This window comes from Arthrobacter globiformis, from assembly GCF_030818015.1.
GTDB classification, from domain to species: Bacteria; Actinomycetota; Actinomycetes; order Actinomycetales; family Micrococcaceae; genus Arthrobacter; species Arthrobacter globiformis_C.
On sequence record NZ_JAUSZX010000001.1, the window covers coordinates 4,498,186 to 4,523,686 of the forward strand.

General features: G+C 67.0%; 25 protein-coding genes, 1 tRNA gene and 2 pseudogenes. 12 read left to right on the forward strand and 16 right to left on the reverse strand.

Annotation, left to right across the window (positions count from 1 at the left end; genetic code table 11):
* The first annotated feature begins 45 nt into the window (after window positions 1-45).
* Window positions 46-2,222 (forward strand): annotated as a pseudogene (locus QFZ23_RS21060) (amylo-alpha-1,6-glucosidase).
* A 194-nt stretch (window positions 2,223-2,416) separates the two neighbouring features.
* Here the strand turns inward: QFZ23_RS21060 and QFZ23_RS21065 are convergent.
* Together QFZ23_RS21065 and QFZ23_RS21070 are read right to left on the reverse strand one after the other, a co-directional pair.
* Complete coding sequence (locus tag QFZ23_RS21065) at window positions 2,417-2,698, reverse strand: hypothetical protein (protein ID WP_306925959.1); 282 nt, start codon at window positions 2,696-2,698, stop codon at window positions 2,417-2,419.
* Complete coding sequence (locus tag QFZ23_RS21070) at window positions 2,695-3,210, reverse strand: flavin reductase family protein (protein WP_306925961.1); 516 nt, start codon at window positions 3,208-3,210, stop codon at window positions 2,695-2,697. The genes QFZ23_RS21065 and QFZ23_RS21070 overlap by 4 nt, the downstream gene beginning before the upstream one ends.
* Window positions 3,211-3,433: 223 nt before the next feature.
* On the opposite strand from QFZ23_RS21070, the gene QFZ23_RS21075 reads away from it, so the two are divergent.
* From QFZ23_RS21075 to QFZ23_RS21095, 5 genes are all read left to right on the forward strand, one after another.
* Window positions 3,434-3,504, forward strand: a tRNA-Cys gene (locus QFZ23_RS21075).
* A gap of 95 nt (window positions 3,505-3,599) precedes the next feature.
* Complete coding sequence (locus QFZ23_RS21080) at window positions 3,600-4,010, forward strand: TOBE domain-containing protein (RefSeq protein WP_306925962.1); 411 nt, start codon at window positions 3,600-3,602, stop codon at window positions 4,008-4,010.
* Window positions 4,007-4,816 carry a molybdate ABC transporter substrate-binding protein gene (gene modA / locus QFZ23_RS21085; protein WP_306925964.1) on the forward strand — a complete coding sequence of 270 codons (810 nt, stop codon included), beginning with the start codon at window positions 4,007-4,009 and terminating at the stop codon, window positions 4,814-4,816. The genes QFZ23_RS21080 and modA overlap by 4 nt, the downstream gene beginning before the upstream one ends.
* Window positions 4,791-5,657, forward strand: a complete 867-nt coding sequence (locus QFZ23_RS21090; protein ID WP_306925965.1) for an ABC transporter permease — start codon at window positions 4,791-4,793, stop codon at window positions 5,655-5,657. The genes modA and QFZ23_RS21090 overlap by 26 nt, the downstream gene beginning before the upstream one ends.
* Window positions 5,654-6,703, forward strand: a complete 1,050-nt coding sequence (locus QFZ23_RS21095; protein ID WP_306925967.1) for a sulfate/molybdate ABC transporter ATP-binding protein — start codon at window positions 5,654-5,656, stop codon at window positions 6,701-6,703. Before QFZ23_RS21090 ends, QFZ23_RS21095 begins: the two co-directional genes overlap by 4 nt.
* A 57-nt stretch (window positions 6,704-6,760) precedes the next feature.
* On the opposite strand, the gene arfA is transcribed toward QFZ23_RS21095, so the two are convergent.
* The 6 genes from arfA to QFZ23_RS21125 form a co-directional block, all read right to left on the reverse strand.
* Window positions 6,761-8,299 (reverse strand): arabinosylfuranosidase ArfA, encoded by a 1,539-nt coding sequence (gene arfA, locus QFZ23_RS21100; RefSeq protein WP_306925969.1) that lies wholly within the window; start codon window positions 8,297-8,299, stop codon window positions 6,761-6,763.
* 65 nt (window positions 8,300-8,364) lie between these two features.
* A complete protein-coding gene (locus tag QFZ23_RS21105) occupies window positions 8,365-9,261 on the reverse strand; it encodes a carbohydrate ABC transporter permease (protein ID WP_306925970.1) in 897 nt (298 codons plus the stop codon).
* A gap of 2 nt (window positions 9,262-9,263) precedes the next feature.
* Window positions 9,264-10,244, reverse strand: coding sequence for a carbohydrate ABC transporter permease (locus QFZ23_RS21110; protein ID WP_306925972.1), 981 nt, complete (start codon window positions 10,242-10,244; stop codon window positions 9,264-9,266).
* Between the two features lie 41 nt (window positions 10,245-10,285).
* Window positions 10,286-11,635, reverse strand: a complete 1,350-nt coding sequence (locus QFZ23_RS21115) for an ABC transporter substrate-binding protein (RefSeq protein ID WP_306925974.1) — start codon at window positions 11,633-11,635, stop codon at window positions 10,286-10,288.
* Window positions 11,636-11,817: 182 nt separating this feature from the next.
* Entirely contained in the window at window positions 11,818-12,819 is a 1,002-nt protein-coding gene (locus tag QFZ23_RS21120; RefSeq protein ID WP_306925975.1) for a LacI family DNA-binding transcriptional regulator, read from the reverse strand.
* 42 nt (window positions 12,820-12,861) lie between these two features.
* A complete protein-coding gene (locus tag QFZ23_RS21125; RefSeq protein ID WP_306925976.1) occupies window positions 12,862-14,076 on the reverse strand; it encodes a YncE family protein in 1,215 nt (404 codons plus the stop codon).
* A 37-nt stretch (window positions 14,077-14,113) separates the two neighbouring features.
* Here QFZ23_RS21125 and QFZ23_RS21130 point away from each other — a divergent pair, with 37 nt between their 5' ends.
* Window positions 14,114-14,824, forward strand: coding sequence for a VOC family protein (locus tag QFZ23_RS21130; protein WP_306925978.1), 711 nt, complete (start codon window positions 14,114-14,116; stop codon window positions 14,822-14,824).
* Window positions 14,825-14,911: 87 nt separating this feature from the next.
* Here QFZ23_RS21130 and QFZ23_RS21135 read toward each other — a convergent pair whose 3' ends face one another.
* From QFZ23_RS21135 to QFZ23_RS21150, 4 genes are read right to left on the reverse strand one after another with little or no spacing between them, the layout of a single operon-like run.
* A complete protein-coding gene (locus QFZ23_RS21135) occupies window positions 14,912-15,697 on the reverse strand; it encodes an alpha/beta fold hydrolase (protein ID WP_306925979.1) in 786 nt (261 codons plus the stop codon).
* A gap of 51 nt (window positions 15,698-15,748) precedes the next feature.
* Window positions 15,749-16,006: a hypothetical protein gene (locus QFZ23_RS21140; protein ID WP_306925981.1), complete on the reverse strand. Its 258-nt coding sequence runs from the start codon at window positions 16,004-16,006 to the stop codon at window positions 15,749-15,751.
* 52 nt (window positions 16,007-16,058) lie between these two features.
* Window positions 16,059-16,463 carry a VOC family protein gene (locus QFZ23_RS21145; protein WP_306925982.1) on the reverse strand — a complete coding sequence of 135 codons (405 nt, stop codon included), beginning with the start codon at window positions 16,461-16,463 and terminating at the stop codon, window positions 16,059-16,061.
* A gap of 40 nt (window positions 16,464-16,503) precedes the next feature.
* Window positions 16,504-17,388: an aminoglycoside phosphotransferase family protein gene (locus QFZ23_RS21150; RefSeq protein WP_306925983.1), complete on the reverse strand. Its 885-nt coding sequence runs from the start codon at window positions 17,386-17,388 to the stop codon at window positions 16,504-16,506.
* A gap of 98 nt (window positions 17,389-17,486) precedes the next feature.
* Here QFZ23_RS21150 and QFZ23_RS21155 point away from each other — a divergent pair.
* A pseudogene (locus QFZ23_RS21155) lies at window positions 17,487-17,606 on the forward strand (cyclase family protein); the annotation flags it as partial.
* Here the strand turns inward: QFZ23_RS21155 and QFZ23_RS21160 are convergent.
* Window positions 17,603-17,962, reverse strand: a complete 360-nt coding sequence (locus QFZ23_RS21160; protein WP_306925984.1) for a hypothetical protein — start codon at window positions 17,960-17,962, stop codon at window positions 17,603-17,605. The pseudogene QFZ23_RS21155 and the gene QFZ23_RS21160 sit on opposite strands and share 4 nt — an antisense overlap.
* A 163-nt stretch (window positions 17,963-18,125) precedes the next feature.
* Here QFZ23_RS21160 and QFZ23_RS21165 point away from each other — a divergent pair, with 163 nt between their 5' ends.
* On the forward strand, window positions 18,126-18,455 hold the full coding sequence (locus tag QFZ23_RS21165) for a hypothetical protein (protein ID WP_306925985.1): 330 nt from the start codon (window positions 18,126-18,128) through the stop codon (window positions 18,453-18,455).
* A gap of 2 nt (window positions 18,456-18,457) precedes the next feature.
* On the opposite strand, the gene QFZ23_RS21170 is transcribed toward QFZ23_RS21165, so the two are convergent.
* Together QFZ23_RS21170 and QFZ23_RS21175 are read right to left on the reverse strand one after the other, a co-directional pair.
* Entirely contained in the window at window positions 18,458-20,464 is a 2,007-nt protein-coding gene (locus QFZ23_RS21170; RefSeq protein ID WP_306925986.1) for a vWA domain-containing protein, read from the reverse strand.
* Between the two features lie 30 nt (window positions 20,465-20,494).
* Window positions 20,495-21,883, reverse strand: coding sequence for a sigma 54-interacting transcriptional regulator (locus QFZ23_RS21175; protein WP_306925987.1), 1,389 nt, complete (start codon window positions 21,881-21,883; stop codon window positions 20,495-20,497).
* Window positions 21,884-21,994: 111 nt separating this feature from the next.
* On the opposite strand from QFZ23_RS21175, the gene QFZ23_RS21180 reads away from it, so the two are divergent.
* The 3 genes from QFZ23_RS21180 to QFZ23_RS21190 all read left to right on the forward strand — a co-directional run bounded on the left by QFZ23_RS21180 (window position 21,995) and on the right by QFZ23_RS21190 (window position 24,991).
* Window positions 21,995-22,669 carry an MSMEG_4193 family putative phosphomutase gene (locus tag QFZ23_RS21180; protein ID WP_306926963.1) on the forward strand — a complete coding sequence of 225 codons (675 nt, stop codon included), beginning with the start codon at window positions 21,995-21,997 and terminating at the stop codon, window positions 22,667-22,669.
* 18 nt (window positions 22,670-22,687) lie between these two features.
* Window positions 22,688-23,401, forward strand: a complete 714-nt coding sequence (locus QFZ23_RS21185) for an SCO1664 family protein (RefSeq protein WP_306925989.1) — start codon at window positions 22,688-22,690, stop codon at window positions 23,399-23,401.
* A gap of 159 nt (window positions 23,402-23,560) precedes the next feature.
* Complete coding sequence (locus QFZ23_RS21190; protein WP_306925991.1) at window positions 23,561-24,991, forward strand: MFS transporter; 1,431 nt, start codon at window positions 23,561-23,563, stop codon at window positions 24,989-24,991.
* A 12-nt stretch (window positions 24,992-25,003) separates the two neighbouring features.
* Here the strand turns inward: QFZ23_RS21190 and QFZ23_RS21195 are convergent, their stop codons facing one another.
* Window positions 25,004-25,429: a hypothetical protein gene (locus tag QFZ23_RS21195; protein WP_306925992.1), complete on the reverse strand. Its 426-nt coding sequence runs from the start codon at window positions 25,427-25,429 to the stop codon at window positions 25,004-25,006.
* Window positions 25,430-25,501: the final 72 nt, after the last annotated feature.

Below are 25,501 nucleotides of genomic sequence, written 5' to 3' on the forward strand. Positions count from 1 at the left end.
TACGGGTGACTGCGTGCTGTTGCTGGTTACTCGGAGGTGGCCGCGATGGCCGGATGGAATGCTGATACGGCGGCGGGCCCGTTGGGTGCCGGGACAGTCACCTTGGTCGAGGGATCGTCCTTCTGTATTTCCTTGCCAAACGGGGACATCAGTACCGACCACCCGCATGGCCTTTTCGTGCGGGACGCCCGCATCCTCTCGGGCTGGAGCCTGACGGTTGATGGCCTGGCGCTCGAGCCGCTGGCGGCCGAGACGAAGGAGCCGTACCGGGCACTGTTCGTCGGCCGGGTTCCCCGCTCCGACGGCTACGCAGACAGCCCGCTGATCGTGGAGCGGCTGCGGGAAGTGGGGGCCGGCATCCAGGAACAGGTCACCGTCCGGAACTTCTCCCTCGAGCCGGTCGACTGCGTCATCGCACTGAAAATCGGGGCGGACTTCGCGGACCTCTTCGAGGTGAAAGAGGCGCGGATCCTGCGGCGCTGGGACGAGAAACGGCAGGCCGACGGCGGCGCGCTCACCATCCGGGCGGCGTGGCAGGACATCCGGAAGGGCGTGGTGGTCCAGGCCCCGGGTGCGGACGTTTCGGCGGACGCGGTGACGTACCGGGCTACGGTTCCGGCGCATGGTCACTGGACCACAGTCCTGACCGTGCTGCCCAGCACCGAGGGGGCCGATCGGCAATGGCTTTTGTCCATTCCGAGGGGGACGGTCTGTCGCCTCGGGACCGCCGCCGGCGGGAGTGGGTGGCGAAGATCCCGGTCCTGCAGATGGGCAACCGCTCTGTTGAACGGACCCTGCGCCGCAGCTACGACGATCTGGGCGCCCTTCGGATTGAGGACCCCGACCACCCTGAACGTGTCGTGGTGGCCGCCGGGGCGCCCTGGTTCATGACCTTGTTCGGCCGGGACTCGCTGTGGGCTTCAGTCATGGCGATGCCGGTGGACCCGTCCCTGGCGCTGGGCACCCTGCAGACCTTGGCGGACCGCCAGGGATCCGTGGTGGACCCCATGACAGAGGAGGAACCGGGCAAGATCCTCCATGAGGTCCGGCTCGACGTTTCCAGTGGGCTGTCCCTGGGCGGCAAGTCAAACTACTACGGCAGCGTCGATGCCACGCCCCTGTTCCTGATGGTGCTCGGCGCGGTCAGCCGCTGGGGCTTCGCCGCGGATACTATCGCCGCGTTGCTCCCTCATGCGGACCGGGCCCTTGAGTGGATCATGAAATCCGGGGACAAGGACGGCGACGGCTTCGTCGAGTACGAGCGTCTCAATGACCAGGGGCTGATCAACCAGGGCTGGAAGGACTCCTGGGATGGAATCAACTTCGCCAACGGCAAACTGGCCGAACCGCCGATCGCACTCTGCGAGGTCCAGGCCTACGTCTACGTCGCCTATCTGTCGCGGGCGTGGCTGGCATACGACGCCGGGGACACAGCCCTTGGCAACGAACTCTCCGATCGGGCGGCCCGGTTGAAGAAACAGTTCAACGAGCAGTTCTGGATCCCTGAGCGCGGGTACTACGCCATCGCCCTCGACGGCAAGAAACGGCAGGTCGACGCGTGCGCCTCCAACATGGGGCACTGCCTGCTGCAGGGCCTCATTGACGAGGACAAGGCTCCCCAGGTGGCCGAACGGCTGATGTCCGCGGAAATGTTCAGCGGCTGGGGCGTGCGCACCCTGGCCAGCGACATGGGCGCCTACAACCCGGCCAGCTACCACAACGGATCGGTCTGGCCTCACGACAACGCGATCGTCGCCGCCGGGCTGCTCCGCTACGGCTTCGTGGCCGAGGCGCAGCGGATCGCCACCGGCATGATGGACGCCGCCGAGCACTCCGACGGCCGGCTGCCGGAGCTGTTCTGCGGTTTCAGCCGGGAGCAGCTCGCCGTCCCCGTCCCATATCCGACGGCGTGCTCTCCGCAGGCCTGGGCAGCCACCGCGCCGATCCAGCTGGTGACGAGCCTGATGCGGTATGACCCGGTAGTTTCCGCCGGAGGAGTATGGATGGATCCCGTTCTTCCGAAGTCCTTTGGGGACCTCCACATCACCAACGCGCCACTGGGCGGTGGCCGCATCACCATCGACATTGCCAATTCCGTCCCCTCAGTCCAGGGGCTGCCTGACGGGATGACGTTCCGCCAGGGGCACCGTCCGTGGATGATCGAACTGGTCGAGCAGGCGCATCGCCGCCGAAGGGAGCGGTTCGAAAGCCGGGGCTCGTAGCGGCGAGCCCCTCGGACCGCCAGCACATGCCGGCCGGGAATGGGCTGCTCAGCTGCCGCGTGTACTCGTGCGCGGTGTTCCCCGGGATCTCCGCACTGGTCCCGAGCTCCACGAGCCGGTCAGCAGCGGCAGAGCTGCCCACACACCGCCCGCCGCGAGGAAAGCAATGAAGGCCGCGGACAGCAGGAGGGCGCTCATTCCCGCCTGCCTGATGCCGGCCGGAGGCGGACTCCGTCGCGGTTGCCGTACATCTGGCGGCCCTGCCCGGCGGAACTGATGATCCACACCAGGCCGGAGTCCCGCGTTTTGGAGTCGATGTGGCCAGTGTACGAGTGCCCGGCGGGAAGCGTGACTTCAACTGTGGCCCCCACCTCGATGGCCTCCCAGTCCTCCGCAGGCTGCCACACGTCGTCGCTTATTTCCGGCTGCGCGTGCCGGCGGCCACGCCGCCGTGACGTGGCCTTGACCCGTGTCATGCGACGCCCTCCAGGATCTTGGCCCGTGGCTGCACGGAGACGTAGTCGCCCTTGAAGAAGAGGAGGGGATCGACGTCGGAACGGGCGCTCAGCGCGTGGACCGCGGCCACCACAATGGTGTGGTCGCCGCCGTCATACTCCTGGTGCAGCTCGCAGTCCACCCAGGCCAGGGCGCCGTCGAGGACAGGGTTGCCGAGAGGCGACGGCGAGTGGTCAACGCCGGCGAACTTGTCCGCTCCGGACCGGGCGAACTGGGCCGCGAGGTGCTGGTGGTCAGCGGGGAGGATGTTGACGGTGAAGCGGCCCGCCTGGCGCAGCTGCGGCCAGGTGCTGGAGGTCCGCGCCGGGCTGAAGGTCACCAGCGCCGGTTCCAGCGAGAGGGATGCAAAGGACTGGCACGTGAACCCGGCAGGGCCGTTCTCGGTGGCCGCGGTGATCACGGTCAGGCCCGTTGCGAAGTGGCCCAGCACGTTGCGGATCCGGCGCGGGCTGAGGTCTGAGAGTTCCGTCATGGCGAGTCCTTTCGAAGCATGTACACCCAATCAAGCACCTCGCTGCCGGCTTCCCAACCCCGGCTGCAACGAACTGACGCGCATGGAAACGCAGCTTCACCGGCCGAAGCGGGGCGTAACAGAACAAGCCAAAATGCGTGCAGTGGGTGACGAAGAACGCAACGTGACGACGGAGTTCTACACACAGGAGACTCCGGGCCAGAGCTTGCCTAGGCTACGGGTACGTGGTGTGCCCGAGAGGTCAGGGAGCGGTCTGCAAAACCGTTTACGCGGGTTCGAATCCCGCCATCACGTCAGGTTTCGGCCTCCCAGCGAGCAGAATCAGCAGCCATATTCGGATTTGCGGTAAAATACTGCCGAAACAACCGCAAATAGTGGAATATGGTGACATGCCGAAAATCCGCATCTCCGAAGCAGCGCGCTTCCTGGGCGTCAGCGACGACACCGTCCGCCGCTGGACCGAGAACGGGACCCTGACCCCGGTGAAGGACGCCTCCGGCCGGCTGGCCGTCGAGGGACTTGAACTCGCGCATCTCGCCCGCGAGCAGGCGCAGCTGCCCGAGGACCCCACCCGCGTGGGCAGCTCTGCACGCAACCGGTTCGTTGGCCTGGTCACGGGCATCACTGCGGACAAGGTCATGGCCCAGGTGGAGCTGCAGTGCGGCCCGTTCCGCGTCGTCTCCCTGATGAGCAGCGAAGCCGTCAGGGAGCTCGGCCTTGAACTCGGCTCCGTGGCCACCGCCGTCGTCAAAGCCACCACGGTCATCATCGAGACACCCCAGGGAAAGAGCATCATATGAGCATCACCAGCGTGCGCATCAGCGCCCTGCTGGCTGCCGGCGTCCTTGCCGCCGGGCTGTCCGGCTGCGCTGCTTCCAATACCGCGGCCAGCAGCTCGACGGCGGCCGGCACCAGCGGCGCCCAGAAGCTGTCCGGCACCGTAACCGTGTTTGCCGCCGCGTCGCTGAAGGCGAGCTTCACCAAAATCGCCTCCGAATTCGAAGCCGCGAACCCGGGCACAAAGGTCACGCTCAACTTTGCCGGGTCCTCGGACCTGGTCACCCAGATCACCCAGGGTGCTCCGGCGGACGTGTTCGCTTCCGCCGACACCAAGAACATGGCCAAGCTCTCCGATGCCAAGCTCATCGACGGAACGGCGAGCAACTTCGCCACCAACGTCCTGGAGATCGCGGTTCCGCAGGCCAACCCGGCGTCGATCAGTTCCTTCGCCGACCTGGCGAAGCCGGGCGTCAAGGTGGTGGTCTGCGCGCCGCAGGTGCCCTGCGGCTCCGCCACGGAGACGGTGGAAAAGGCCACCGGAACCACCCTGAAACCCGTCAGCGAGGAATCATCCGTCACCGATGTCCTGGGCAAGGTCACCTCCGGGGAAGCCGACGCCGGCCTGGTCTACGTCACCGACGTCAGGAACGCAGGCGGCAAGGTCAAGGGCATCACGTTCAGCGAGTCGGACCATGCCGTGAACACCTGCCCGATCGCCACTGTGGGCAGCAGCAAGAACAAGGAACTGGCCGAGGCCTTCATCGCCATGGTCACGGGCAGCGAAGGCAGGAAGGTCCTCAGTGACGCCGGTTTCGGCACCCCGTAGCAAGGCTTGGACGGTCCGCAAAACAAACAGGCGGGACACCGGATACACCGGTGTCCCGCCGTGGGTGTTCGCCCTCGCGGCGGCAGGGGCTCTGTTTGTCCTGCTGCCGCTGGCCGCCATGGTGGCCAAGGTGAACTGGGGGCAGTTCATCCCGCTCATCACCTCGGAGTCCTCCCTCACCGCGCTAGGCCTGAGCCTGCGGACCTCGGCCGCCAGTACCCTGCTGTGCATCGTGCTGGGCGTGCCCCTGGCACTCGTCCTGGCCCGGGCCAGGTTCCCGGGCCAGCGGCTGCTGCGGGCCTTCGTGCTTCTCCCCCTGGTCCTGCCGCCCGTCGTCGGCGGCATCGCCCTGCTCTACACGTTCGGCCGGCAGGGCCTGCTCGGGCGGAGCCTGGAGCTGGCGGGGATCCAGATCGCCTTCTCCACTACCGCCGTCGTTCTCGCGCAGACATTCGTGGCGCTGCCGTTCCTGGTGGTCAGCCTGGAGGGGGCACTCAGGACGGCCGGAACCAAGTACGAAGCCGTCGCGGCGACCCTTGGCGCGCGCCCCACCACGGTACTGCGCCGCGTCAGTATCCCGCTGGTGCTTCCGGGACTGGCTTCCGGCGCCGTGCTGTCCTTCGCGCGCTGCCTTGGGGAGTTCGGCGCCACCCTGACCTTCGCCGGCAGCCTGCAGGGGGTCACACGCACCCTGCCCCTGGAGATCTACCTGCAGCGGGAAACCGACGCCGATGCCGCCGTCGCGCTCTCACTGGTGCTGGTCGCGGTGGCCGTTGCCGTCGTCGGACTTTCCTACCGGCGTCCCCGGGCGCTGGCGGCAGAGGCAGGACCAACAGCATGACCTTCACACTCAACGCTGCGCTGCACGCGCGCAACTTCGACGTCGGGCTCACGCTCGGGCGCGCTGAAACCGTCGCCGTGCTGGGGCCCAACGGAGCCGGCAAGTCGACGCTGCTGGGGATCATCGCCGGGCTCCTCCGCCCGGACTGCGGGCACGCAGTGCTCGGAGAGCAGACGCTGTTCAACCTCGACGGCGGGAACAGCCACTTTCTGCCGCCGCACGCCCGGGGAACGGCACTGCTCGCGCAGGAGCCGCTGCTGTTTCCGCACATGAGCGTGCTGGAGAACGTCGCCTTCGGACCGCGGGCGGCCGGCGCGAACCGGGCCAGTGCGATGCAGACGGCGCGGCACTGGCTGGCTGAAGTGGAGGCCGCGGAGTTCGCGGACCGGCGCCCCGGCCACCTCTCGGGCGGACAGGCACAGCGCGTCGCCATCGCCCGCGCGCTGGCCACGGACCCCGAGCTGCTGCTCCTCGACGAACCCATGGCTGCCCTCGACATCCATGCGGCCCCCATGCTGCGCAGGCTCCTCAAACGCGTCCTCGCCAACCGCCGGGCCATCATCATCACACACGACGTCCTGGACGCCCTCATGCTTGCCGATCGGGCCATCGTCGTCGAAGGAGGGCGGATCACCGAGGAAGGACCCACCCGCGGCGTCCTGGAAAAACCGCGCAGCAAGTTCGCTGCCGGTTTGGCGGGCATGAACCTCCTCCCCGGAACCATCACAGGCCACGGGCTCTCGTCCGACGGCGGACTGGACATCACCGCGCACCCCGAGGACGGTGCCGTCCCCGGCCAGGACGGCGTCGCCGTCTTTTCGCCGACGGCGGTCTCGGTCTTCCTGGGCGCTGAACACGGCAGCCCGCGGAACTCGTTCGCCGTCACCATCACAGACCTGGAACCCCACGGCGACCAGATCCGCGTCCACGCCGGCGGACTGTCCGCGGACATCACCCCGGCAGCCTCGGCAGACCTCGGACTCACACCCGGGATGACCGTCTACTTCGTCATCAAAGCCACCGCCATCGCCGTCTATCCCGCGTAGCACGCAAGTGCAAGGGACGTACGACGGCGGGACCTTCCCGCCGTCGTCGTCTTGCCTTTAGTTCTTGACCACGTCCAGCTCGACGACGGCCCAGGACAGCGCCGGGAGGGTCAGCCGGAGCTCGGAGCCGCTTGCCTTCGCCCCGTCGAGCGGCTTCAGGCCCACGCGGTCCGGGATGCCCTGGGTGTTGATCGTGAAACGGTCCCCGCCCTCCGGGATTTCCAGGACCTCGGCACGGAGCACCTGGCGGGCATCGAAGCCACGCAGGGCCACCTCGACTTCGGCTGCTTCCTCCAGGCCGCGGTTCGCGAAGAACAGCGCCACCCTGCCGGTTTCCTCGTTCCAGGTCGCGCTGACGTCGACGAGGTCGGTGTCACCGAACCGGGCATTCCCGTACTTGTCAGAGTCGACGGACAGGCGCAGGATCTGGCCCGTCGCGAGCTCGGCCATCCGGGCGAAGGGGTGGAAGATGGTCTGGCGCCAGGCCGGGCCGTTCTCCTCGCTGAAGATCGGCGCAATCACGTTGACCAGCTGCGCCTGGTTGGCGATCTTGACCCGGTCGCCGTGCCGGAGCAGCGAGTTGAGCAGGGTGCCGACGACGACGGCGTCCGTCACGTTGTACTTGTCCTCAATGACCCGGGGGTGCTCGCGCCAGCCCGCCTTGGAGACGTTGTGCGGCTGGTCCTCGGTGTCGAGGCCCCTCTGGTACCAGACGTTCCACTCGTCGAAGGACAGGTTGATGTGCTTCTTGTGCTTGCCTTTTGCGCGGACGGCGTCTGCGGTGGCAATCACCGATTCGATGAAGTAGTCGGTGTCGACGGCGCTGGCGAGGAAGCTGCCGACGTCGCCGTCGTGCTCCTGGTAGTAGGCGTGCAGCGAGACGTAGTCCACCTCCTCGTAGGCGTGGGCCAGCACGGTCTGCTCCCAGGCGCCGAACGTCGGCATGCCAGAGTTGGAGCTGCCGCAGGCCACCAGTTCGATGTCCGGGTCCACGAACCGCATTGCCTTTGCGGCTTCCTGGGCCAGCCGGCCGTATTCTTCGGCGGTCTTGTGGCCGATCTGCCAGGGCCCGTCCATCTCGTTGCCGAGGCACCACAGCTTGATGTTGAACGGGTCCTTGTGCCCGTTCTTGGCGCGCAGGTCGGACAGGTAGGTGCCGCCCGGGTGGTTGGCGTACTCCACGATTTCGCGGGCCGCGTCCACTCCCCTGGTGCCCAGGTTGATGGCTTCCATGATTTCGGTGCCCGCCTGCCGGGACCAGTCCACGAACTCGTGCAGGCCGAAGGCGTTGGTCTCGAGGGTGTGCCAGGCGCCGTCGAGCCGGCGGGGGCGGTTTTCCCGGGGGCCGATGCCGTCTTCCCAGTTGTAGCCGGAGACGAAGTTGCCGCCGGGGTAGCGGATGACGGTGGCGCCGAGCTCCTTGACGAGCTTGAGTACGTCCTGCCGGAAGCCGTTTTCGTCGGCCTCCGGGTGGCCGGGCTCGTAGATGCCGGTGTAGACGCAGCGGCCCATGTGCTCAACGAAGGAGCCGAAAAGGCGGCGGGGTACTTCCCCGATGGTGAAGTCGCGGTCGAGGGTGATCCTTGCGCGGGACATGTGGGGTATCTCCTTGGTTGTGGAACAGGTTCGTTGATGGTCAGTGGACAGCGAAGGGGCTTAGGTCAGGTGCCGGCGAGTCCCGTCGTCGCAACGCCCTTGATGATCTGGCGCTGGAAGAACAGGAAGACCAGGATGAGCGGCAGCGCCGCGAGCAGCGCGGATGCCATGTTCTGTGCGTACTGGATGCCGTAGGCGCTCTTGATGGTCTGCAGCCCCACCGGCAGGGTCAGGATTGACCCGTCGTTGGTGGAGATGAAGGGCCAGAGGAAGTTGTTCCAGGCGCTGATGAAGACGAAGATCGCCACGGCGGCCAGGATGGGGCGTGAGAGCGGCAGGATGATCTGAGTGAAGATCCGCATCCGGCTGGCGCCGTCCATCACTGCGGCCTCCTCGAGCTCACGCGGGATCTGGTCGAAGAACTTCTTGAGCACGAACACCATGGCGGGGTGGATGACCTGCGGCAGGATGATGGCCCACGACGTGTCGATCATGTGCAGCGCCACCATCTGGTAGAACAGCGGGATGATCAGCACCGGCGGCGGGATGATGATGGAGGCGATGATCACGGTCATCAGCACCTTCTTGCCGCGGAAGTCGATGCGGGACAGGGCATAGGCCACCAGTGCGGAGATGGCCAGCGTGATCACGGTGATGGCGGCGGAGGTGTAGAGGGAGTTCCACGTCCACAGCGGGATGTTCCCGTCCTGGAACACCTTGACGAACGCGTCGGCCGTAAAGCCCGACGGCGGGATCCAGCTTACTTTCGGCGCCGCGGCGTCCGTTTCGCTCTTGAAGGCGGTGACGGTTGCCCAGGCGAAGGGAACAAGCCAGAGGACGGCCAGGATTGCGGCGACCGCCAGGACGGCGGCCCTGCCCGCTGTCATCTTCTTGCGGGGCTGGCGGAGTTGTGTGGCGGACACGCTGCGGGCGGCGGGTCGGGTGAGGGTCTGGGTTGCCATGGTTATGCACTCCTGCGGCGAGTGATGAAGAACTGCATGACCGAGACGGCCACGATCAGCCCGAAGAAGATGTAGGAGATGGCTGCGGAGTAGCCCAGCCGGTAGCCGGTGAAGCCGGTTTCGAAGATGTACTCCACCACGGGCCGGGTGGAACCCGACGGGCCGCCAGCCGTCATCTGGTACACCTGGTCGAAGATTTTCAGCGAGGCCAGGACCTGCAGGAGCACGATCATCACGGTGGTCGGGGTGAGCTGCGGCAGGGTGATGGCGAAGAACTGCCGCCAGGCACCGGCCCCGTCCAGCGACGCGGCCTCGTAGTGCTGCGCGGGAATGTTCTGCATGGCCGCCAGGTAGAGCAGGAAATTGAAGCCCACCGTCCACCAGAGGGTGGCGATGACGATGGCCCACATCGCCACATTCGGGTCGTTCAGCCAGGCCACCTTGGGCAGCCCGATTTTCGCCAGGGAGTCGTTGATGAGGCCCAGTTGCGGGTTGTACATCCAGGAGAAGAAGAGGGAGACCACAGTGGAGGCAAGCAGGTAAGGGGCAAAGTAGGAGAGCCGCCACAGCCACTGCGCCGGCAGCCCGACGTTCACCAGTGCGGCCATGACGAGGGCAACGAGCACCAGGGGGACCGTGCTGATCACCGTGAAGTAAAGCGTGTTGCCGAGGGAATGCCACATGTCGGCGTCGGCCAGGGCTTCGGCGTAGTTGGCCAGGCCGATCAGGCTGTCGTTGGCGCCGGTGAGGGACTTGCCGGTGAGGCTCATGTACAGGCCGTACAGAAGCGGCCAGACGAGGAACACCAGGAAGAACGCCAGGAACGGGGCGGCAAAGCCCCAGCCGTTGAGGTTGTCCCGGGTCCGGCGGGGACTGGAGGTTTCTGAACCGGACGCGTTGTTACGGGACGGGCTTCTGCGTGGCTGGCTAGGTAGGGACGACGCCTCACGCTCGGCGTCTTGGGATGTTGCTAAGGAACTCATCGGGGACTCCTTTGTCGCTCAGTGTTTCTCGCCCAGTGGCCTCAGACCGGGTTGGGCCGGGAAAGAAGGGTGTTGGTGCGCCGCACAAAGGCGTCCCAGCCATCGGCTGCCTTGTCGCGGCCGAGGAGTACGTTCTGCACGTTTTCCGCAAAGTAGGTCTGCCAGTCCGAGCCCGAGCCGCTGAACCAGGCCTCGGGATCGTAGGCGATGATGTCCGCGGCGTTGGCGTAGTGGATCTGGGGCGTGAGTTCCTTGTAAGCCTGCGACTGCACAATCGGCTGGTAAGCCGGAATGTGGCCGGCCTCGGCCCAGGACAGCGACCCCTTGAGGATGTCGCTAACGAACTTGTACACGTCGCGCCGCTTCTCCTCGTCGACGTTCAGCTGCCGGGGCAGGACGAAGGAATGCGAGTCCGCGTAGGACGCCGGCGTCCCGTAGAGCGTGGGGATGGTGGCGGCATCGACGGGCAGGCCTGCCTTCTTGAAGGTGGGAAGTTCCCAGACGCCGCTGAACAGCATCCCCGAACCGCCGCGGGCAAATTCGGCGATACCCGTCCCAATGTCCCCGCTCTTGGCGGCGACGGTGTCATCGAACAGCGAGGCCATGAACTCCAGGGACTCGACGGCGGCATCCCGGTCGGCCTTCATCGGCTGGCCCGGAGTGAGTGCCATGTCCGCCCCATGCTGCTTGTAGAGCGTGTAGAACAGGCGCCACATCTGGGATCCGCTGCCGAGGTAGCCGAAGGACAGGCCGTGCGCCTGCGTCACCTTCTGCATCTCGCGGGCCACCGCAAGGAAGTCCTGCGGAGAAGTCACCTCCTGCAACTGCCCGTTGGCGGCGAGTACCCCTGCCTTGCCAGCGACGTCGGTGTTGTAGAACATCACGAAGGGATGGGAGTCCAGGGCAATGGAAAAAACCTGGCCGTTCTGTTGGCTCTTGTCCCAGATCCTCGGTGCGAAGCTCTCGGCCGTCACACCGTGTTCAGCCAGCAAGGACATGTCCCATGGGTCGATGAGTCCGCCCGGCGCATAGCCGGGGACACGGCTGGCGTGCATGATGGCAAGCTCCGGGGGGCGGCCGCCGGCTGACGCCATAGCCAGCTTGGTGTAGTACGGCGGACCCCACGCGAGGACCGTCGGATGAACCTTGAAGCCGGGATTGGCCCCGTTCGCCGCGCTGATCATGGCCTGCATCTTGATGCCGTCGCCGCCGGACAGCAGATGCCAGAACGCAATGTCCCGGACGGCCGCCGCCGAGGCGGTTCCGCCGCAGCCCGTGAGTCCGGCCGCGGCCAACACACTGCCCAGAGCCGCGGTTCCCGCCAGCAACTGCCGCCGGGACACCTGTTTGCCGGGCAACTGTTTCCCGGCGAAAAAATCAAACTGCTTCACCCGTCACTCCTTTGGATGGGTCCGCTGAAAGTAATCCTTGTGGCACCACGCCAGCCGCTCCGATCCGCTGCATCCCGGATCCGGTGAGGACTGGCGTGTGACGCAGACCTCACATTACATCGTTGTAAAAGCTAGCACAAGGAAAAATTGTTAGCGCCAACAATGCGAGGGCACGGTCTTGTTTAGCTGCGGGTACTCTCCCGCTCCACGATGCTGTAGTCGACGGTGACCACCCGCTGCTCTCCGGACCTGTCGGCCATCCGCTCGGTGAGGAGGCGGAGGGCCTCGCTGGCCACGCGGCGCTTGTCGAAGGAGACGGTGGTGAGCGACGGAACGGCATATTGGCCATCGGCGATGTCGTCAAAGCCAGCCACGGCCACGTCGTCCGGGACCTTGATTCCCCGCTTCCACAGCACGCTGAGCGCGCCAATGGCCATGGAGTCGGTGAAGCAGAACAGAGCGTCCGGGAGCGGGTGCGAATCCAGATAGGAGGCGAGCGCACCCGCAGCAGTCTGGGGCGTCCACTTCTCGCAGGGGATCAACAGCGAGCCGTCCGGGTCAATGCCGAGTTCCCCAAGCGCGGCCTGGTAGCCGCGGGTGCGCAGAACTGCCGCTGCCGAGTGCCGTCCTTCGGCAGTCCCCAGCACGGCGATGCGGCGCCGGCCCGCCCGGGCCAGCACGAGGGTCATGTCCCGGGCGGCGGCAACACTGTCCACCCAAACTCGGTCGGCGAGCTGCTGTGACACCTCGCCCAGCAGGACCACCGGGGGCAGGGAGACGCCCACCTTGACGGCGCTCTCGTCCAGCACTACGGGGTTGAGGATCAGGCCGTCAATGAGGTTGGACCGCGCCCGGGACATCAGTTCGTATTCGCGGCGGGGATCGGACCCTGTTTCCTCGATCTGGACGCTCCACCCCTGTTCGTGGGCGACCTCCACCACGTGGTGCGCGATCTCTGCGGAGTACGGCGTGGCCAGGTCCGGCAGGGCAAGGGCGATGACGCCCGACCTGCCGTTGCGCAGGCCGCGGGCGGAGAGGTTGGGCACATAGTCGAGTTCGAGGATGGCCTGCTCCACCTTAAGCCTGGTGGCTCCGCTGACCGGCACCACGCCGTTCATCACATTCGAGACAGTCTTGGGTGAAACCCCGGCACGGCGCGCGACGTCTTTGACTGTTGCGCGCACTGGTCCCCTTTCAAATACGGATGTGGACGATGTTACAGCCCGCTAGTCCGCCCGGCTGGTGCCGGCGGCCAGCCCCGCCTTCCGGCGTCGGCCATTCACCAGAATCCAAACAGCGACGCCGACGACGACTGCCGCGACCCCGCCAGCCACGGCTGGCAGGGCGTTCCAGGAACCGCCGGATGGTTGTGCCGCCGCTTCCGGAGCGGTTTCGGCCGGTGCAGCCGCCGTCGGCGCCCCGGACGCAGCCGGCGTCGAGCCTTGCGACGCCGCTACCAGGGCCGCCGCGGAGTACCGGACCACCGCGCCGTCGCCCGGCGACGTACCCGGGCTGATCACGATGACCGAACCGTCAGGGGCCACCGCCAGGTGACCGGGGCCGGCGTCGGTGGGGATGGAGCCTCCCGCTTCCTTCGCGTGCGGACGGATCACGGACAGCTTCTGGGTCAGCAGGCTCGTCACGTACACTGAGCCGTCCCGTGCAACGGCCACATCCTGGGGCCCGCCCTCGACGTAGATCCGGTCAGCCACGGCGTCGGCGCCGGGTTTGATGACGGCGATGTCATTTGACGCGATGTTGGCTACGTAGACGGTTCCGTCTGGTCCGGCAGCGATCCCGTGCGGCTGCTCCGATGTTCCGGTGTCCGAGACCAGCTCGATGGTCTTCGAGACGGCATCCGCCCCTGCCGGGATCACGGAGACCGAGCCGGCGGTCTGGTTGGTCACGAACGCCGTTCCGTCCTTGGTGGTCACCGCGATTTCCGCCGGTCCCGCCCCGACTGCGATGGTCCGATCCACCGCTGTCCCGTTCGGCGCAATGACGGAGACGGTGTTTCCCGCGGGGTTGGCGACGTACACCGTTCCGTCCGGTCCGGCGGCGAGCGCGTGCAGCCCGGGGGAAATGGGAATGGTCCGTTCCACGTTCGCCGCCCCGGCCGGAATGACGCCGAGGGCGCTCTGGTCCCCCTCCGCCGTCGCCACGTAGAGGGTGCCGTCCGGGCCGAGCGCGAGCCCGGTGGTGACGTGGCCTCCGGTGCTGATGGTTCGGGACGGTGTGGTGGCCCCGGAAGGAACCACAAAGATGCCGCCGCCCTGGCCGTAATTGCCGAGGTAGGCCGTGCCGTCTGCCGCAATGGCCACCCGCACGGGTGTGCCGTAGACGTCGATTGTTCCTTCGTCAGGTGCCGCGCCAGCCGCTGCCGCCCCCAGGCACAGGATGGTTCCGAGAACGGCAGTGAACGTGGCCCAGCTGTACTTCATGAAATTTCTCCCGAAAGATTGCCAATAGTGCTTTGGCGTGAAGCCAACCGAAAAGAAGCCTACTAGCTGCCAGGACGGCCCCATTGACCGCCGGCGCGGGAGTCCGGCAACAGCGATTTCCGATGCAGACTTCTCATCCGCCGAGGGCGTCGCGGAGTGGCGCGTGCTCTTCTGGGGCGCGAAAACCCTCTACGAGACCGGGAGCTTCGGCACCGGCGCCAGGCTTGTTGCCGCGATCGCGGAGGCCGCAGAGGAGCTCGGCCACGCCCCGCTGGTGGATCTCAGGCCGGACACCGTCACCGTCCAGGTCATCACTCCGGGTGTGGGTCTGAGCGACCGCGACCTCGAGCTTGCCCGCAGCATCTCACGCATTGCCGCCCGGCTGGGGCTGAAGCCGGATCCTTCGGCGGTGCAGCACGTCCAGCTGGCGTTCGACGCCGCGGATCGGCCGGCCGTGATGGAGTTCTGGCGGGCGGCGCTGGGCTACATCGCCGTCGGGGACGAGGACCTGATCGAACCGAACCTTATCGGCCCACCGGCGTGGTTCCAGGACAAGGAGTTCGTTCCGCCGCGCAACCGCATCCACATGGTCGTCTCGGTCCCGCACGACCAGGCGCAGGCGCGCATCGACGCGGTCCTGGCCGCCGGCGGACGGGTCCTTGGTGACCGCTATGCACCTGCGTGGGTCTCCCTCATCGATCCTGAGGGCAATGTGGTTGACATCTGCACCTGGCAGGGACGCGACTGACGTTCCACCAGTCCATCAAACAGTGAGGAAAACACCATGAGCAACGAAGGCCCTGTACTCGTGGGCGGCACCGGCCTACTCGGTTCCCTACGAATCGAGGAAGCGCCGAAGGTGCGGAAGGGTCGCGCGCATGGCCTGCAGGTCGCCGTCGCTGGCGGCGAGTTCGCCGAGGTAGTCGCCGTGGCCGCCGGGCACAATCAGGAGCCGGGCTCTGGGGATGGCGCGGGACATCCGCACGGCGTGCTCGGGACCCATGACGTCCTGGTCGGCGCAAAGTACCAGGGTTGGCGCGGTGATCCTGCCGAGATCCTGTTCGGACCAGCCGGGGAAGCCGACAATCCGTTGCCGGTCAAGCTCGAAAAGCCGCTCGAGGTGCCCTGGGTCTGGATTGAGGCTGCGGTCGGCGTCCTTGTAGGCGGCCGGCATGTTGTCCAGCGTGGCAGTTTTCATGCCCTCCCAGAATTCGCCGGGCAATGCGTCCCGGCTGAAGAATGTGGAGGCGGCGATGAGGCGGCGCACCCTGGCCGGGTGCTGCATCGCAAGCGAAAGGGCAGTGTGGCCGCCGGCACTGAAACCGAGCACGTCCACCGAGTCCAGCTGCAGCTGGTCGAGGACCGCCAGGACGTCCCCGGCCGAGTTTTCGGCGGTGAGCGGCCGGCCGGTCGCCGCGGTTCGTCCGTGGCCCTCCTCGTCAACTGCGATCACCTGCCGCTGGGCGGACAGCAGCGGGATGATGCTGGCGAAGTTCGTCTGGATGGTGGAGCCACCGCCGGGAATGAGGAGCAGCGGCGGTTTGTCGGTTGCCGACTGGCCGTGCACCTCGTAGTACATCCGCAGGTCGCCGTTAGCCGCGTATCCATGGGTGAAAGTCACACGGCATCCTAACGCCGGATGGTTTTCAGTGGTAGAGCCTCGGTCTCAGGCCTAGCTGGAGGACGGACGCGCCGGCGGCTTCGACTCGGAGTGCCGCCTGGCAAGCTTGAATCCACGCTTGCGGGCCAGAACAGCGCGCTTTGGGACGTGGTTCTTGTGGCTCTGGCGCTCCTTCATTCGCAGCGCCTTCCGCTGCTGCCTCATAGCCTGCCGCTCATCCCGATTGATTCTCGAAAGCAGCAGCACCGGAACAATGAGCCAAAGCAGCGCCACCGCAAACACCAACGCGATTGACACCAGCGGTTCCATGGACCAAGTTTATTGAGCTCCGCGGGAAATGATAAGCACCCTTATGAAGTCGTTATGAAACGACGGGGTCCAGGTGCGCGTTCTTAACCTCCCGGGGCGTTGCGCCCTGGATGACCCAGCGGTTGCCGTCCGGGTCGCTGAGGAAGGCGAACAGCACGCCGCCCATGTCCTGGATCTCGCTGATGCCGGCTCCACGCTCCTGCAACTCCGCGCGGACGGCGTCAATGTCGGGCACCACGAGCTGCAGACCCTCCAGGCTCCCCGGTGGCATGCTGGTCATGCCCGTGCCGATGACGATCGAAGCAGCAGAACCGGGCGGCGTCAGCTGCACCACCCTCATGCCGGGGATGTGCTCCACGTCGTGGTCCAGGACGAAGCCCAGCTTCTCCACGTAGAACGACTTGGCGGCGTCCACGTCGGCCACCGGCACTTGCACAACTTCAAGGCGCATCTCCATGCGCCCCACCCTACCGCCCCGGCCCGCGCAAAACGCCGGCTCAGCCCGCCAGGACCTGCCTGATCCCGAACTCCCCCACGGAGAACATCCGCGGATTGTCGTCGGAGTTGCTCAGCATTGCGGTGGACAGGACGAGTGCCCAGCCACGGGCTCGCGTCCAGGTGTCCCCGTCCACTGAGGCGCCAAAGGCGCCGATGAAGCGCTGGCGGGCGCCGGCGTCGAACATTAACCATCCCACCGCAAGATCAACGGCGGGATCCCCGGCCCCCACATCGCCGAAGTCGATCACGCCGGCGAGGGACCCGTCGGCCCCCAAAAGAATGTTGGCTGGATGCAGGTCCCCGTGGAGCATCATCGCCGGACCAGCCCATACGTCAGCGGCACAGGCCTCTACCCACAGCGCTCCCAACTTCGCCGTCTGTGGGTAGCGCTCCCGGTCCCCGAGCCTTTCCCGAACCGCCGCGTCGCGGTCAACCAGCGGCACCCCGCGGACGGGATTCACCGGGACTCCTGCATCCGCGGGCACATGGATGGAAGCTAGAAAGGCAGCGAGGCCTTCAGCGGCCGGCCCGCGGTCCGCGGGCCGCGCGTCGACCGCCGGTGCGCCGGGAATCCACCGCACGATGCTCCAGGGCCAGGGAAAGTCCGACGCCGGCTGCCCGGCATGGACGGGGACGGGCACCGGAACCGGGGACCGGCTGGCGATACCGGGAAGATGCTGCTGCTCATGCAGGATCAGCGGCACGGCTTCGGCCCGGCGCGGCAGTCGGACCGCCAGATCGCTACCGAGCCGGAAGGTCGCGTTGTCCCAGCCATTGGCCACCCGCACCAGGGAGCGGGCGGCAAGGTCCGGGCGCTGGTCCCGGATGAGGGCATGGACGACGGCGTCACTCACCTCAATGGTGGCCGGCGGCATCTGTGCCATTCAGAGACCCGCTTTCCTCAGTAGACGGCGCCATCCAGCAGTTCAGCGAGCCGGTTGGCAGCGCGCCGCAGTTCGGGGACACCCGCCTTCAGCCCCTCCTCGGCCCGCTCAGCCGGCACATGAAAACCACAGGCAGCTGGGACGCTTTCGTCACGATCAAGCCGCTGAACATCACGGGAGCCACGGGTTCCCCGGCCAACGCGACGGCAGTGACCTAGGGCAGCTCCGCGCGCCTCTGGCGGCGCCAAAGGGAGATCCACAGGAGTTCAGCCGCAGCATCCAGCAGGTACATCCTGCTGAGGGTGCCGTTCCCCACGTAGATGAAATCGGCGGCAGCGAGCGTTGCAGCAGTGCCAATGCCGAGCTGCCTGGCGTGTTGTACGTCCCCGGGGCTGCTGCCGGCCCGAAGCTGGGCCAGTCCGTTGGTCAGAAGAAGACCCCCTACCGTCCGGACCAGCCATTTGTCGGTCTTCGGCCCGAAGACAGCCTCAAAGCTGGGCATATGAACAAGCGGCCAAAGGCCGTTCACCACCAGAAACGCTCCCTGCAGACGTCCAATCGCAACAGCAGACATCGAAGCTCCTTCGAATGATCAGCCCGGCAAGTCCTTACTACTGCGCCGAATGCCTCAGCCGGGCGGGGACGGGTCAGCCTGAACTTGTAACGCAGCTCACATTCCCCTATCGTAGTCGGGGGCCACAGCGTGGTGGCCCTTTCTAAATTGGGGAGACAACTTAGTGAATGAGAAGCTGCGGGTGCTGGTCAGCGTTGACCTCGACGGCGCCAAAGCCCAGGTCAAGACGCAGGGTCATGTGACTGTCCAGAGCATTCAGGGCCTGTACGACGTCATGAAGCGCACCGACTCGCTGGTCCCGGGGCTGGCACTGGAACTGGATATGACCCTTGCCAGTGTGGAACCCCAGGCGATGGAGGAGCTCCGCGGCTGCGCCCGCTCCCACCACCTTCCGCTGCAGGTCGATCCGCTCCAGCGCGACTACCGGTTCAGCATTCTGGCGCCGACGCTTGTAGCTCTCCCGCGCGCCGCACCTGTGCTGGCAGCCGCCTGACCTCAAATCCCGGCGGCCCAGTCGTCATCGTAATAGCGGCCGCGGAAGTGGGCGCGAAGGTACTCCCCCACAACGGCGGCGCCGAGGTCCCCGGTGTCGGGTGCCACCACCCGGCCGTCGATCCGGCGGGCCAGCCGCCTCACGAACCGTTCAAGCCCCGGGTCATCGCCGAGCCTGAAGAACGTGGCCTGCGTGCCGGCACGCGCCAGCCGGTCCAGCTCAGCGACCGTGACGCGGATGGTCTCCGGGTCCGGCGGCCAGCAGAACCACGACTCGCCATCGGCCAGCAGGTGGGCGGTGGGCTCGCCGTCGGTCACCACGAGCAGGACAGGCTGCATCGACGGGTGCTGGCGGAAGAATCGTCCGGCCAGCAGCAGACCGTGGTGCAGGTTGGTTCCCTGTTCCCGCAGGGCCGGCAGGGCCGTGAGCTCGCCGATGTCCATGGACTGCGCATAACGCCCGAACGTGACCAGCTGCAGCCGGTCGCCGCGGAACCGGGTCGAGACGAGGTGGTGCAGGGCGAGCGCCGTGCGTTTCATCGGCACCCACCGCCCCTCTGCCGCCATCGAGAATGACACGTCGGCAAGGAGGACGACGGCGGCCTGGGTCCGGGCCTCCGTCTCCGTCACCTCGATATCGCCGACGGCGAGGTGCAGTCCCCGGCCCGGATCACCGCCCTCGGCCATGGTGCGCCGGATGGCGTTGGTCATGGTGCGGGTGACGTCCCACGGCTCGGCGTCCCCGAACTCCCACTGCCGGCTGGAGCCGGTCTGCTCGCCCGCCGCCCCGGCGACGCGTGTGTCCCGCCCGCCCTGCCGGCCGGACAGTTGCTTGGCGGTGTCCCGCAGCAGCGATTTCCCGAGCCGCCGCATGGCCTGGGGTGACAGCCTGAGGTCACCGTCGGCCCCGCGCCGCAGGTAGCCGCCGTCCTGCATGGCCCGCTCGATCTCTGCGAGGGTGCGGGCCGTCACGGCGGCGTTCTGCCCGAGCTGGCGGGCCAGGGCATCCAGGTCCAGGTCGTCGAGGGTGGACCCGTTGTAGTGCTGGGAGAGCTGTTCGGACAGCTCGTCGAGCTCCGCGATGTCCTGCAGCACGCCGGTGCCATCGCCCAAGCCAAGTCCTTCCTGGCCCCCGAAGCGCTCGGAGCCGTTCCAGTCCTCGCCGGGGCGCAGCGCGCGCAGGCTGTCGTCGAGCTGATTGAGCTGGGCCATGAGTTCGGCCGAGCCGAACGCCTGGGCGGATAGCCGCATCAGCTCCTCGCGCTGTTCGGCGGACATCGATTGCAGGAGCCGCTGGGCTGCGGCCGCGCGCTTGGCGAGGGCGTCCACCAGTTCCTCGACGGACTGCGGATTCTCCGGGAAGAAGCCACCGTGCTTGGCCATGAACTCGCGGAAATCCGCGTCGGTATCCTCGCCGCGTCGGTGCTTGCCGAGCAGTTCGTTGAGGTCGCGCAGCATCTCGCTGACGGCTTCGCGGTCTTCGTCGGTTGCGTTTTCGAGCGCCTGCTTCATACCGGCAAACCGCTGGTCAAGGACTTCACGGCCCAGCAGGTCCTTGATCCTGTCATAGGCTTCCCGGGCGCTGCTCGACTGCCAGTCGTAGGAGGCCAGTTCGTTGACCGCCGCCGCCGTGGATTGGGGCAGGTTCTGCAGCTGCATCTCGCGGAAGGCGCGCTCGGTGTTGTCCATCATGGCGTCGCGGGCGAGCTGCTTGCGCTCTTCCAGCACCGCGGCGTCGAGCAGCTTCTTGACCTCGTTGAGGGTGCCGTCCAGCCGGTGCCGGCCCAGCAGTTCACTCCGTCGCTGCTGGACGCGCCGGGCCAGGTTGTCGAGCCCTTCGCGGTCCCGGCCGCCGCGCCGCAGGAACTCCTGCAGGGCGTGCCGGGGTGAGTAGCCTGCCATGACGTCTTCGGCGATCGCGTCAAGCGCCTCTGCCAGGTCCAGCGGCGGGGCAAGCGGGTCCGGACCACCGGCGTACCGGCCGTACCTGGACCGGTTGTGCAGGGTCATCATGCCTCCTGTACCGAGCAGAAACTGTGCCTAGCCGTACACCGTTTCCTCGTCGTCGGACTCCTTGGAGATCCGCCGGGCGAGGTAGAGGCCCTCCAGCGCAAGTTCGACGGCGGCGGCGCGCTGACCGTCGTTTTTCGCGCCCAGGCGCTCACCGATTTTGTCGTAGAGGCTTGATCCGTTGAGGGACGGAAGGTTCTCGAGGAACTCCCGCGCCGTGACCTGGTCCCCGGTGGTCACGGTGGTGTGGCCGTCGAGGGCGGCCACGAGCGGGCCCATGTCGAGGCCCTGGAAGTGTGCCCGGACGGCTTCTGCTGTGGCCGTGCGCAGCAGGTGGTCCAGGACCCCCTGCTCGCGCCCTTCCTCACCCGACTCAAACTCGATCTTTCCCGTGAGGACCTCCACCGCGGTCTCCAGGTCGATGATGCGGGCCACGGCCGGGTCCTCCCCGCGCACGCTGGCCCGGCGCAGGGCAGCCGCGGCGACGGTTTCGGCACCGGCGATGGCGAACCGTGCGGACACCCCGGAGGTCTGGTTGATGGCCGGCGACTGCCGCAGGGCCCGGGTGTAGCGGGCCAGGATCTCGAGGATGACTGGCGGGACGTCGGCCACCAGCTTCCCCTCCTGCCGGATGACGGAGACCTCGTCATCCAGCTCGATCGGGTAGTGGGTGCGGATCTCGGCGCCGAAGCGGTCCTTCAGGGGCGTGATGATCCGGCCGCGGTTGGTGTAGTCCTCCGGGTTGGCGGACGCGACGACGAGCACGTCGAGCGGCAGCCGCAGCACGTAGCCGCGGATCTGGATGTCGCGTTCCTCCATCACGTTGAGCATCGACACTTGGATCCGCTCGGCGAGGTCCGGCAGCTCGTTGATGGCGATGATGCCGCGGTTTGAGCGCGGGACGAGGCCGTAATGGATGGTTTCGGGGTCCCCGAGCCGGCGGCCTTCGGCCACGCGCATCGGGTCGACGTCCCCGATGAGGTCGGCGACGGAGGTGTCCGGCGTCGCAAGCTTTTCGACGTACCGTTCCGAGCGGTGGCGCCATGCCACCCGCATCCGGTCCCCCTCGGTGAGGGCACGGGCACGGGACTGCTCGGTGATCGGTTCGTACGGGTGCTCGTTGAGTTCCGACTCCTCGATCACCGGCGACCACTCGTCCAGCAGCCCGGCCAAGGTGCGGAGCAGCCGGGTCTTGCCCTGCCCGCGTTCGCCGAGCAGGACGACGTCGTGGCCGGCGATCAGGGCACGCTCAAGCTGCGGCAGGACGGTCCGGCTGAATCCGAACAACCCGGGCCACGGATCGCGCCGGGCGGCGAGCGCCGCGATCAGGTTGTCGCGGATCTCGTGGCGCAGGTCCTTGTGGACATGGCCGGCTGCACGCAGTTCGCCAACGGTGAAGATATCGGGACGATCACTCACCCCTCTACCGTAGTCCTCGACGGTGCGCTGAATCGAGCACTTTCCTCCGATTCCCGCACCGCGGCTCCCCCTTCCCTCGCAAGCTCGGGCGGGGCCCCTGCCGCTACGCTTATTGCTGTGACTGCAGCAACGCCGCCGGCGCCGTCCGCACCGCCGTCGAAACCGGAGAGCACGCTCCTCCTTCTGGTGCGCCACGGGGAGACGCCCACCACGGGCATGGTGCTGCCGGGACGGGCACCGGGACTGCACCTGTCCGACCGTGGCCGGGCCCAGGCCGAGCGGGTGGCGGAACGGCTGGCGGGCCTGCCGGTCGACGCTGTCTACTCTTCCCCGCTGGAGCGAACGTGCGAGACGGCGGAGCCCACGGCAACGAGCACAGGACTTGAGGTGCGGGAGGAGGCCGGCCTGATCGAATGCGACTTCGGTGAGTGGACCGGCGTCGCACTCTCCGAACTGGCCGGCCTGCCGGAATGGCAGACCGTGCAGCGCAACCCGGCGGCCTTCCGCTTTCCCAACGGCGAGAGCTTCACGCAGATGCAGGCGCGGATCGTCGGAGCGCTCGAGGTGCTAGGCACGGTGCACGCCGGGGGCGTCGTCGTCTGCTTTTCCCATGCCGACCCGATCAAGGCGGCCGTCGCCCACGCCCTGGGCACGCACCTGGACCTCTTCCAGAGGATCGTCATCAGCCCGGGGTCGGTCTCGGCCATCTCCTATTCGGACGGTCAGGATCCCTCCGTGCTCATGGTGAATTCGACGTCGGAACCGCTGAGCGGGCTGCGGGCGTGAAGGTCAAGGTGCCGTGACATGAGACAGCCGGTGTCCGGACGGGAACTGGCCCTCCTCGCCGAGGGCCAGGTTGAGCTGCTCGGGCGCATCCCGCGCAGCAGCAACGAGACGTTCCTGGTGGAGGTCTCCTCTGGGGACGACTCTTCTTATGCCGTGTATAAGCCGGAGGCCGGAGAGCGCCCGCTGTCCGACTTCGAGCCCGGGCTGTACCGGCGGGAGCGCGCGGCATACCTGCTCAGCGAGTCCTTGGGCTGGGGAATCGTGCCGACGACGGTGATCCGCGAGGAGGCGCCGTTGGGGATCGGTTCGCTGCAGTGGTTCATCGACTGCGACTTCAGCGAGCATTACTTCACCCTGTACGCTGACGTCCCGGAGACGCACCGCGACCTGGCGCGGATCGCCCTGTTCGATTACGTCGCCAACAACACGGACCGCAAGAGCGGGCACGTGCTGCACGGTGACGACGGGCGGGTGTGGGGCATCGACCACGGGCTGTGCTTCTCGGCAATCTTCAAACTGCGCACCGTGATCTGGGACTTCGCGGGTGAACCCATCCCGGAGGCCCTGCTCGACGACATCGCTCCGCTCGCCGACGCCGTGCCCGCCGACGTGGCCGAACTCCTCGACGGTTCGGAGGTCACCGCCCTACAGCGGCGGGTGCGGCGCCTGCTGCACGAACCGGTGCTGCCGGTGGACCGCACCGGCATGCGTTACCCGTGGCCGCTGGTGTAGCTGACTTCTTAGCGCGAACGGACACTTGTGGCCCCTGCAGTGGCGGCCACAAGTGTTCGTCCGTTGCGCTTAAGGGAAGCGGACGACGGCGGGACGTCCCGCCGTCGTTGCGCTTAAGTGCCGTATCCGTGCCCGTCAGCTGTCAGTACACTGGGACGCATGACCGAGCAGGAACCGGCCCCGGTCCAGGACGCCGAGGCTCCCCGTCTGACCGATCCCGATGCCGTCGACACTTCCCTGCGCAGTCCGGCAGAGCGGTCCCGCACCTTCGCCGGAGTCCTGGTGAACACCGCGCTGGCCAACGTCACCACCAGCTACCTCTGGTTCGCCCTGACGTTCTGGGTGTACCTGGAGACGCGCAACGTGATCGCCACCGGGGTGGTCGGCGGCGTATACATGCTGCTGATCGCCCTTTCCAGCATCAGCTTCGGCACCTTCGTGGACCGCTACCGCAAGCTGGCCGTAATGCGCTTCGCTGCCGGCTTCACCCTGGTGATGTTCGTGCTGTCCGGAGTCATGTTCCTCCTGACGCCCGCCGCCCGGATCCTGGACCTGGCCCAGCCCTGGTTCTGGATCTTTACGCTGATCATCCTGGTCGGCGCGGTGGTGGAAAACATGCGCAACATCGCGCTGTCCACCACGGTCACCATCCTTATCGAGCCGGACCGGAGGGCCAACGCCAACGGGCTCGTGGGCATGGTGCAGGGACTGATGTTCATCGTCACCTCGCTGCTCTCCGGGCTGTCCGTCGGGCTGCTGGGCATGGGGTGGACGATCGTCGTCGCCCTGGTGCTCACCGCGTTGGCCTTCGCGCACCTGCTCACCCTGCGCATGCCCGAGGAAGTGCGCGCTGCCGCCACAGATGCGCAAGGTGGATTCGATCTGCGCGGTTCACTCGCTGCCGTGCTTGCCATAGCCGGATTGTTCGCGCTCATCCTGTTTTCCACGTTCAACAACTTCATCGGCGGCGTCTACATGGCGCTGATGGATCCGTATGGACTGGAGATGTTCTCTGTGGAGATGTGGGGGGCCGTCTTTGCTCTCGGTTCCACCGGGTTCATCGTGGGCGGCGCACTGATCGGCAAATTCGGGCTCGGCGCCAACCCGCTGCGCACCATGCTCATCGCCGTGGCTGTGATGGGTCTCCTCGGTGCGGTGTTCACGCTGCGGGAGTGGGCCTGGCTGTACGTCGCGGGCATCTGGCTGTATCTGGTCCTGATACCTTTCGTGGAGGCCGCCGAGCAGACTGTCATCCAGCAGGTGGTGCCCCTGCCCCGCCAAGGCCGCGTATTCGGATTCGCCATGGCATTCGAGTCCGCCGCGGCGCCGGTCACCGCATTCCTCATTGCCCCCATCGCCCAGTTCTGGATCATCCCGTATGCGCGGTCCGCCGACGGCGCCGCCCAGCTGGCCCCGCTCCTGGGCGAGGGCACCTCCCGCGGCATCGCCCTGGTGTTCCTGGTTGCCGGAGTCATCATGATCGCGGCCGCCTTAGTGGCCTTTCTGACGCCGGTCTACCGCAGGGTCTCGGCATCGTATGCGCGGGCGGCTGCAGACGCCCCGGGGACGGCGACAACGCCTTCTGGTTGAGTAGCGGCGCCCTTACCGCAGGCTGCCGCCACCGGTCCCGCGCGCTTCTGGACCGCGGGCTTCTGGACCGCGCGCTTCTGGACCGCGCGCTTCTGGACCGCGCGCTTCTGGACCGCGGGCGGCTGACCGGCTGATGAGGACGATTCGGACAGTCACGCCCGCCAAGACCAGAACGACGGCCAGCGCAATCAGGATCCAAGTAGGAACGGCGGCCGCCCCGATGGCGCGGTAGCAGGCGGCGGCTGCTTCGGCGCCGCGGTGGAGCGCGTCGAATGCCTCAGCGGCGCGGCTGTCCGGAATCAGCGGGCTGCCACACAACGGACCGGTCTTCTGCAGGCCGAACACGATGCCGACGAGCAACACAGCGAATCCGGCACCAATGAGCCAGAGCCATGCCTGCCACGCGGCGGAATTCCGCCGGACCGTTGTACCTCGCACGTCACTCCCTAAAAACGGCGGTACAAAAATCATAACGGGCGACTGGTGGCGGCTCCTCGGGCTTGTCGGTGA

What these genes read in the sequence shown, in the direction of transcription:
- QFZ23_RS21160 (WP_306925984.1), bottom strand. Translation starts at nt 17,962, where the DNA reads ATGTCTGCTGTTGCGATTGGACGTCTGCAGGGAGCGTTTCTGGTGGTG.
- QFZ23_RS21140 (WP_306925981.1), bottom strand. Translation starts at nt 16,006, where the DNA reads ATGGAACCGCTGGTGTCAATCGCGTTGGTGTTTGCGGTGGCGCTGCTT.
- QFZ23_RS21150 (WP_306925983.1), bottom strand. Translation starts at nt 17,388, where the DNA reads ATGGCACAGATGCCGCCGGCCACCATTGAGGTGAGTGACGCCGTCGTC.
- QFZ23_RS21095 (WP_306925967.1), top strand. Translation starts at nt 5,654, where the DNA reads ATGACCTTCACACTCAACGCTGCGCTGCACGCGCGCAACTTCGACGTC.
- QFZ23_RS21170 (WP_306925986.1), bottom strand. Translation starts at nt 20,464, where the DNA reads ATGACCCTGCACAACCGGTCCAGGTACGGCCGGTACGCCGGTGGTCCG.
- modA (WP_306925964.1), top strand. Translation starts at nt 4,007, where the DNA reads ATGAGCATCACCAGCGTGCGCATCAGCGCCCTGCTGGCTGCCGGCGTC.
- QFZ23_RS21080 (WP_306925962.1), top strand. Translation starts at nt 3,600, where the DNA reads ATGCCGAAAATCCGCATCTCCGAAGCAGCGCGCTTCCTGGGCGTCAGC.
- QFZ23_RS21065 (WP_306925959.1), bottom strand. Translation starts at nt 2,698, where the DNA reads ATGACACGGGTCAAGGCCACGTCACGGCGGCGTGGCCGCCGGCACGCG.
- QFZ23_RS21185 (WP_306925989.1), top strand. Translation starts at nt 22,688, where the DNA reads ATGAGACAGCCGGTGTCCGGACGGGAACTGGCCCTCCTCGCCGAGGGC.
- QFZ23_RS21105 (WP_306925970.1), bottom strand. Translation starts at nt 9,261, where the DNA reads ATGGCAACCCAGACCCTCACCCGACCCGCCGCCCGCAGCGTGTCCGCC.
- QFZ23_RS21110 (WP_306925972.1), bottom strand. Translation starts at nt 10,244, where the DNA reads ATGAGTTCCTTAGCAACATCCCAAGACGCCGAGCGTGAGGCGTCGTCC.
- QFZ23_RS21190 (WP_306925991.1), top strand. Translation starts at nt 23,561, where the DNA reads ATGACCGAGCAGGAACCGGCCCCGGTCCAGGACGCCGAGGCTCCCCGT.
- QFZ23_RS21145 (WP_306925982.1), bottom strand. Translation starts at nt 16,463, where the DNA reads ATGGAGATGCGCCTTGAAGTTGTGCAAGTGCCGGTGGCCGACGTGGAC.
- arfA (WP_306925969.1), bottom strand. Translation starts at nt 8,299, where the DNA reads ATGTCCCGCGCAAGGATCACCCTCGACCGCGACTTCACCATCGGGGAA.
- QFZ23_RS21125 (WP_306925976.1), bottom strand. Translation starts at nt 14,076, where the DNA reads ATGAAGTACAGCTGGGCCACGTTCACTGCCGTTCTCGGAACCATCCTG.
- QFZ23_RS21070 (WP_306925961.1), bottom strand. Translation starts at nt 3,210, where the DNA reads ATGACGGAACTCTCAGACCTCAGCCCGCGCCGGATCCGCAACGTGCTG.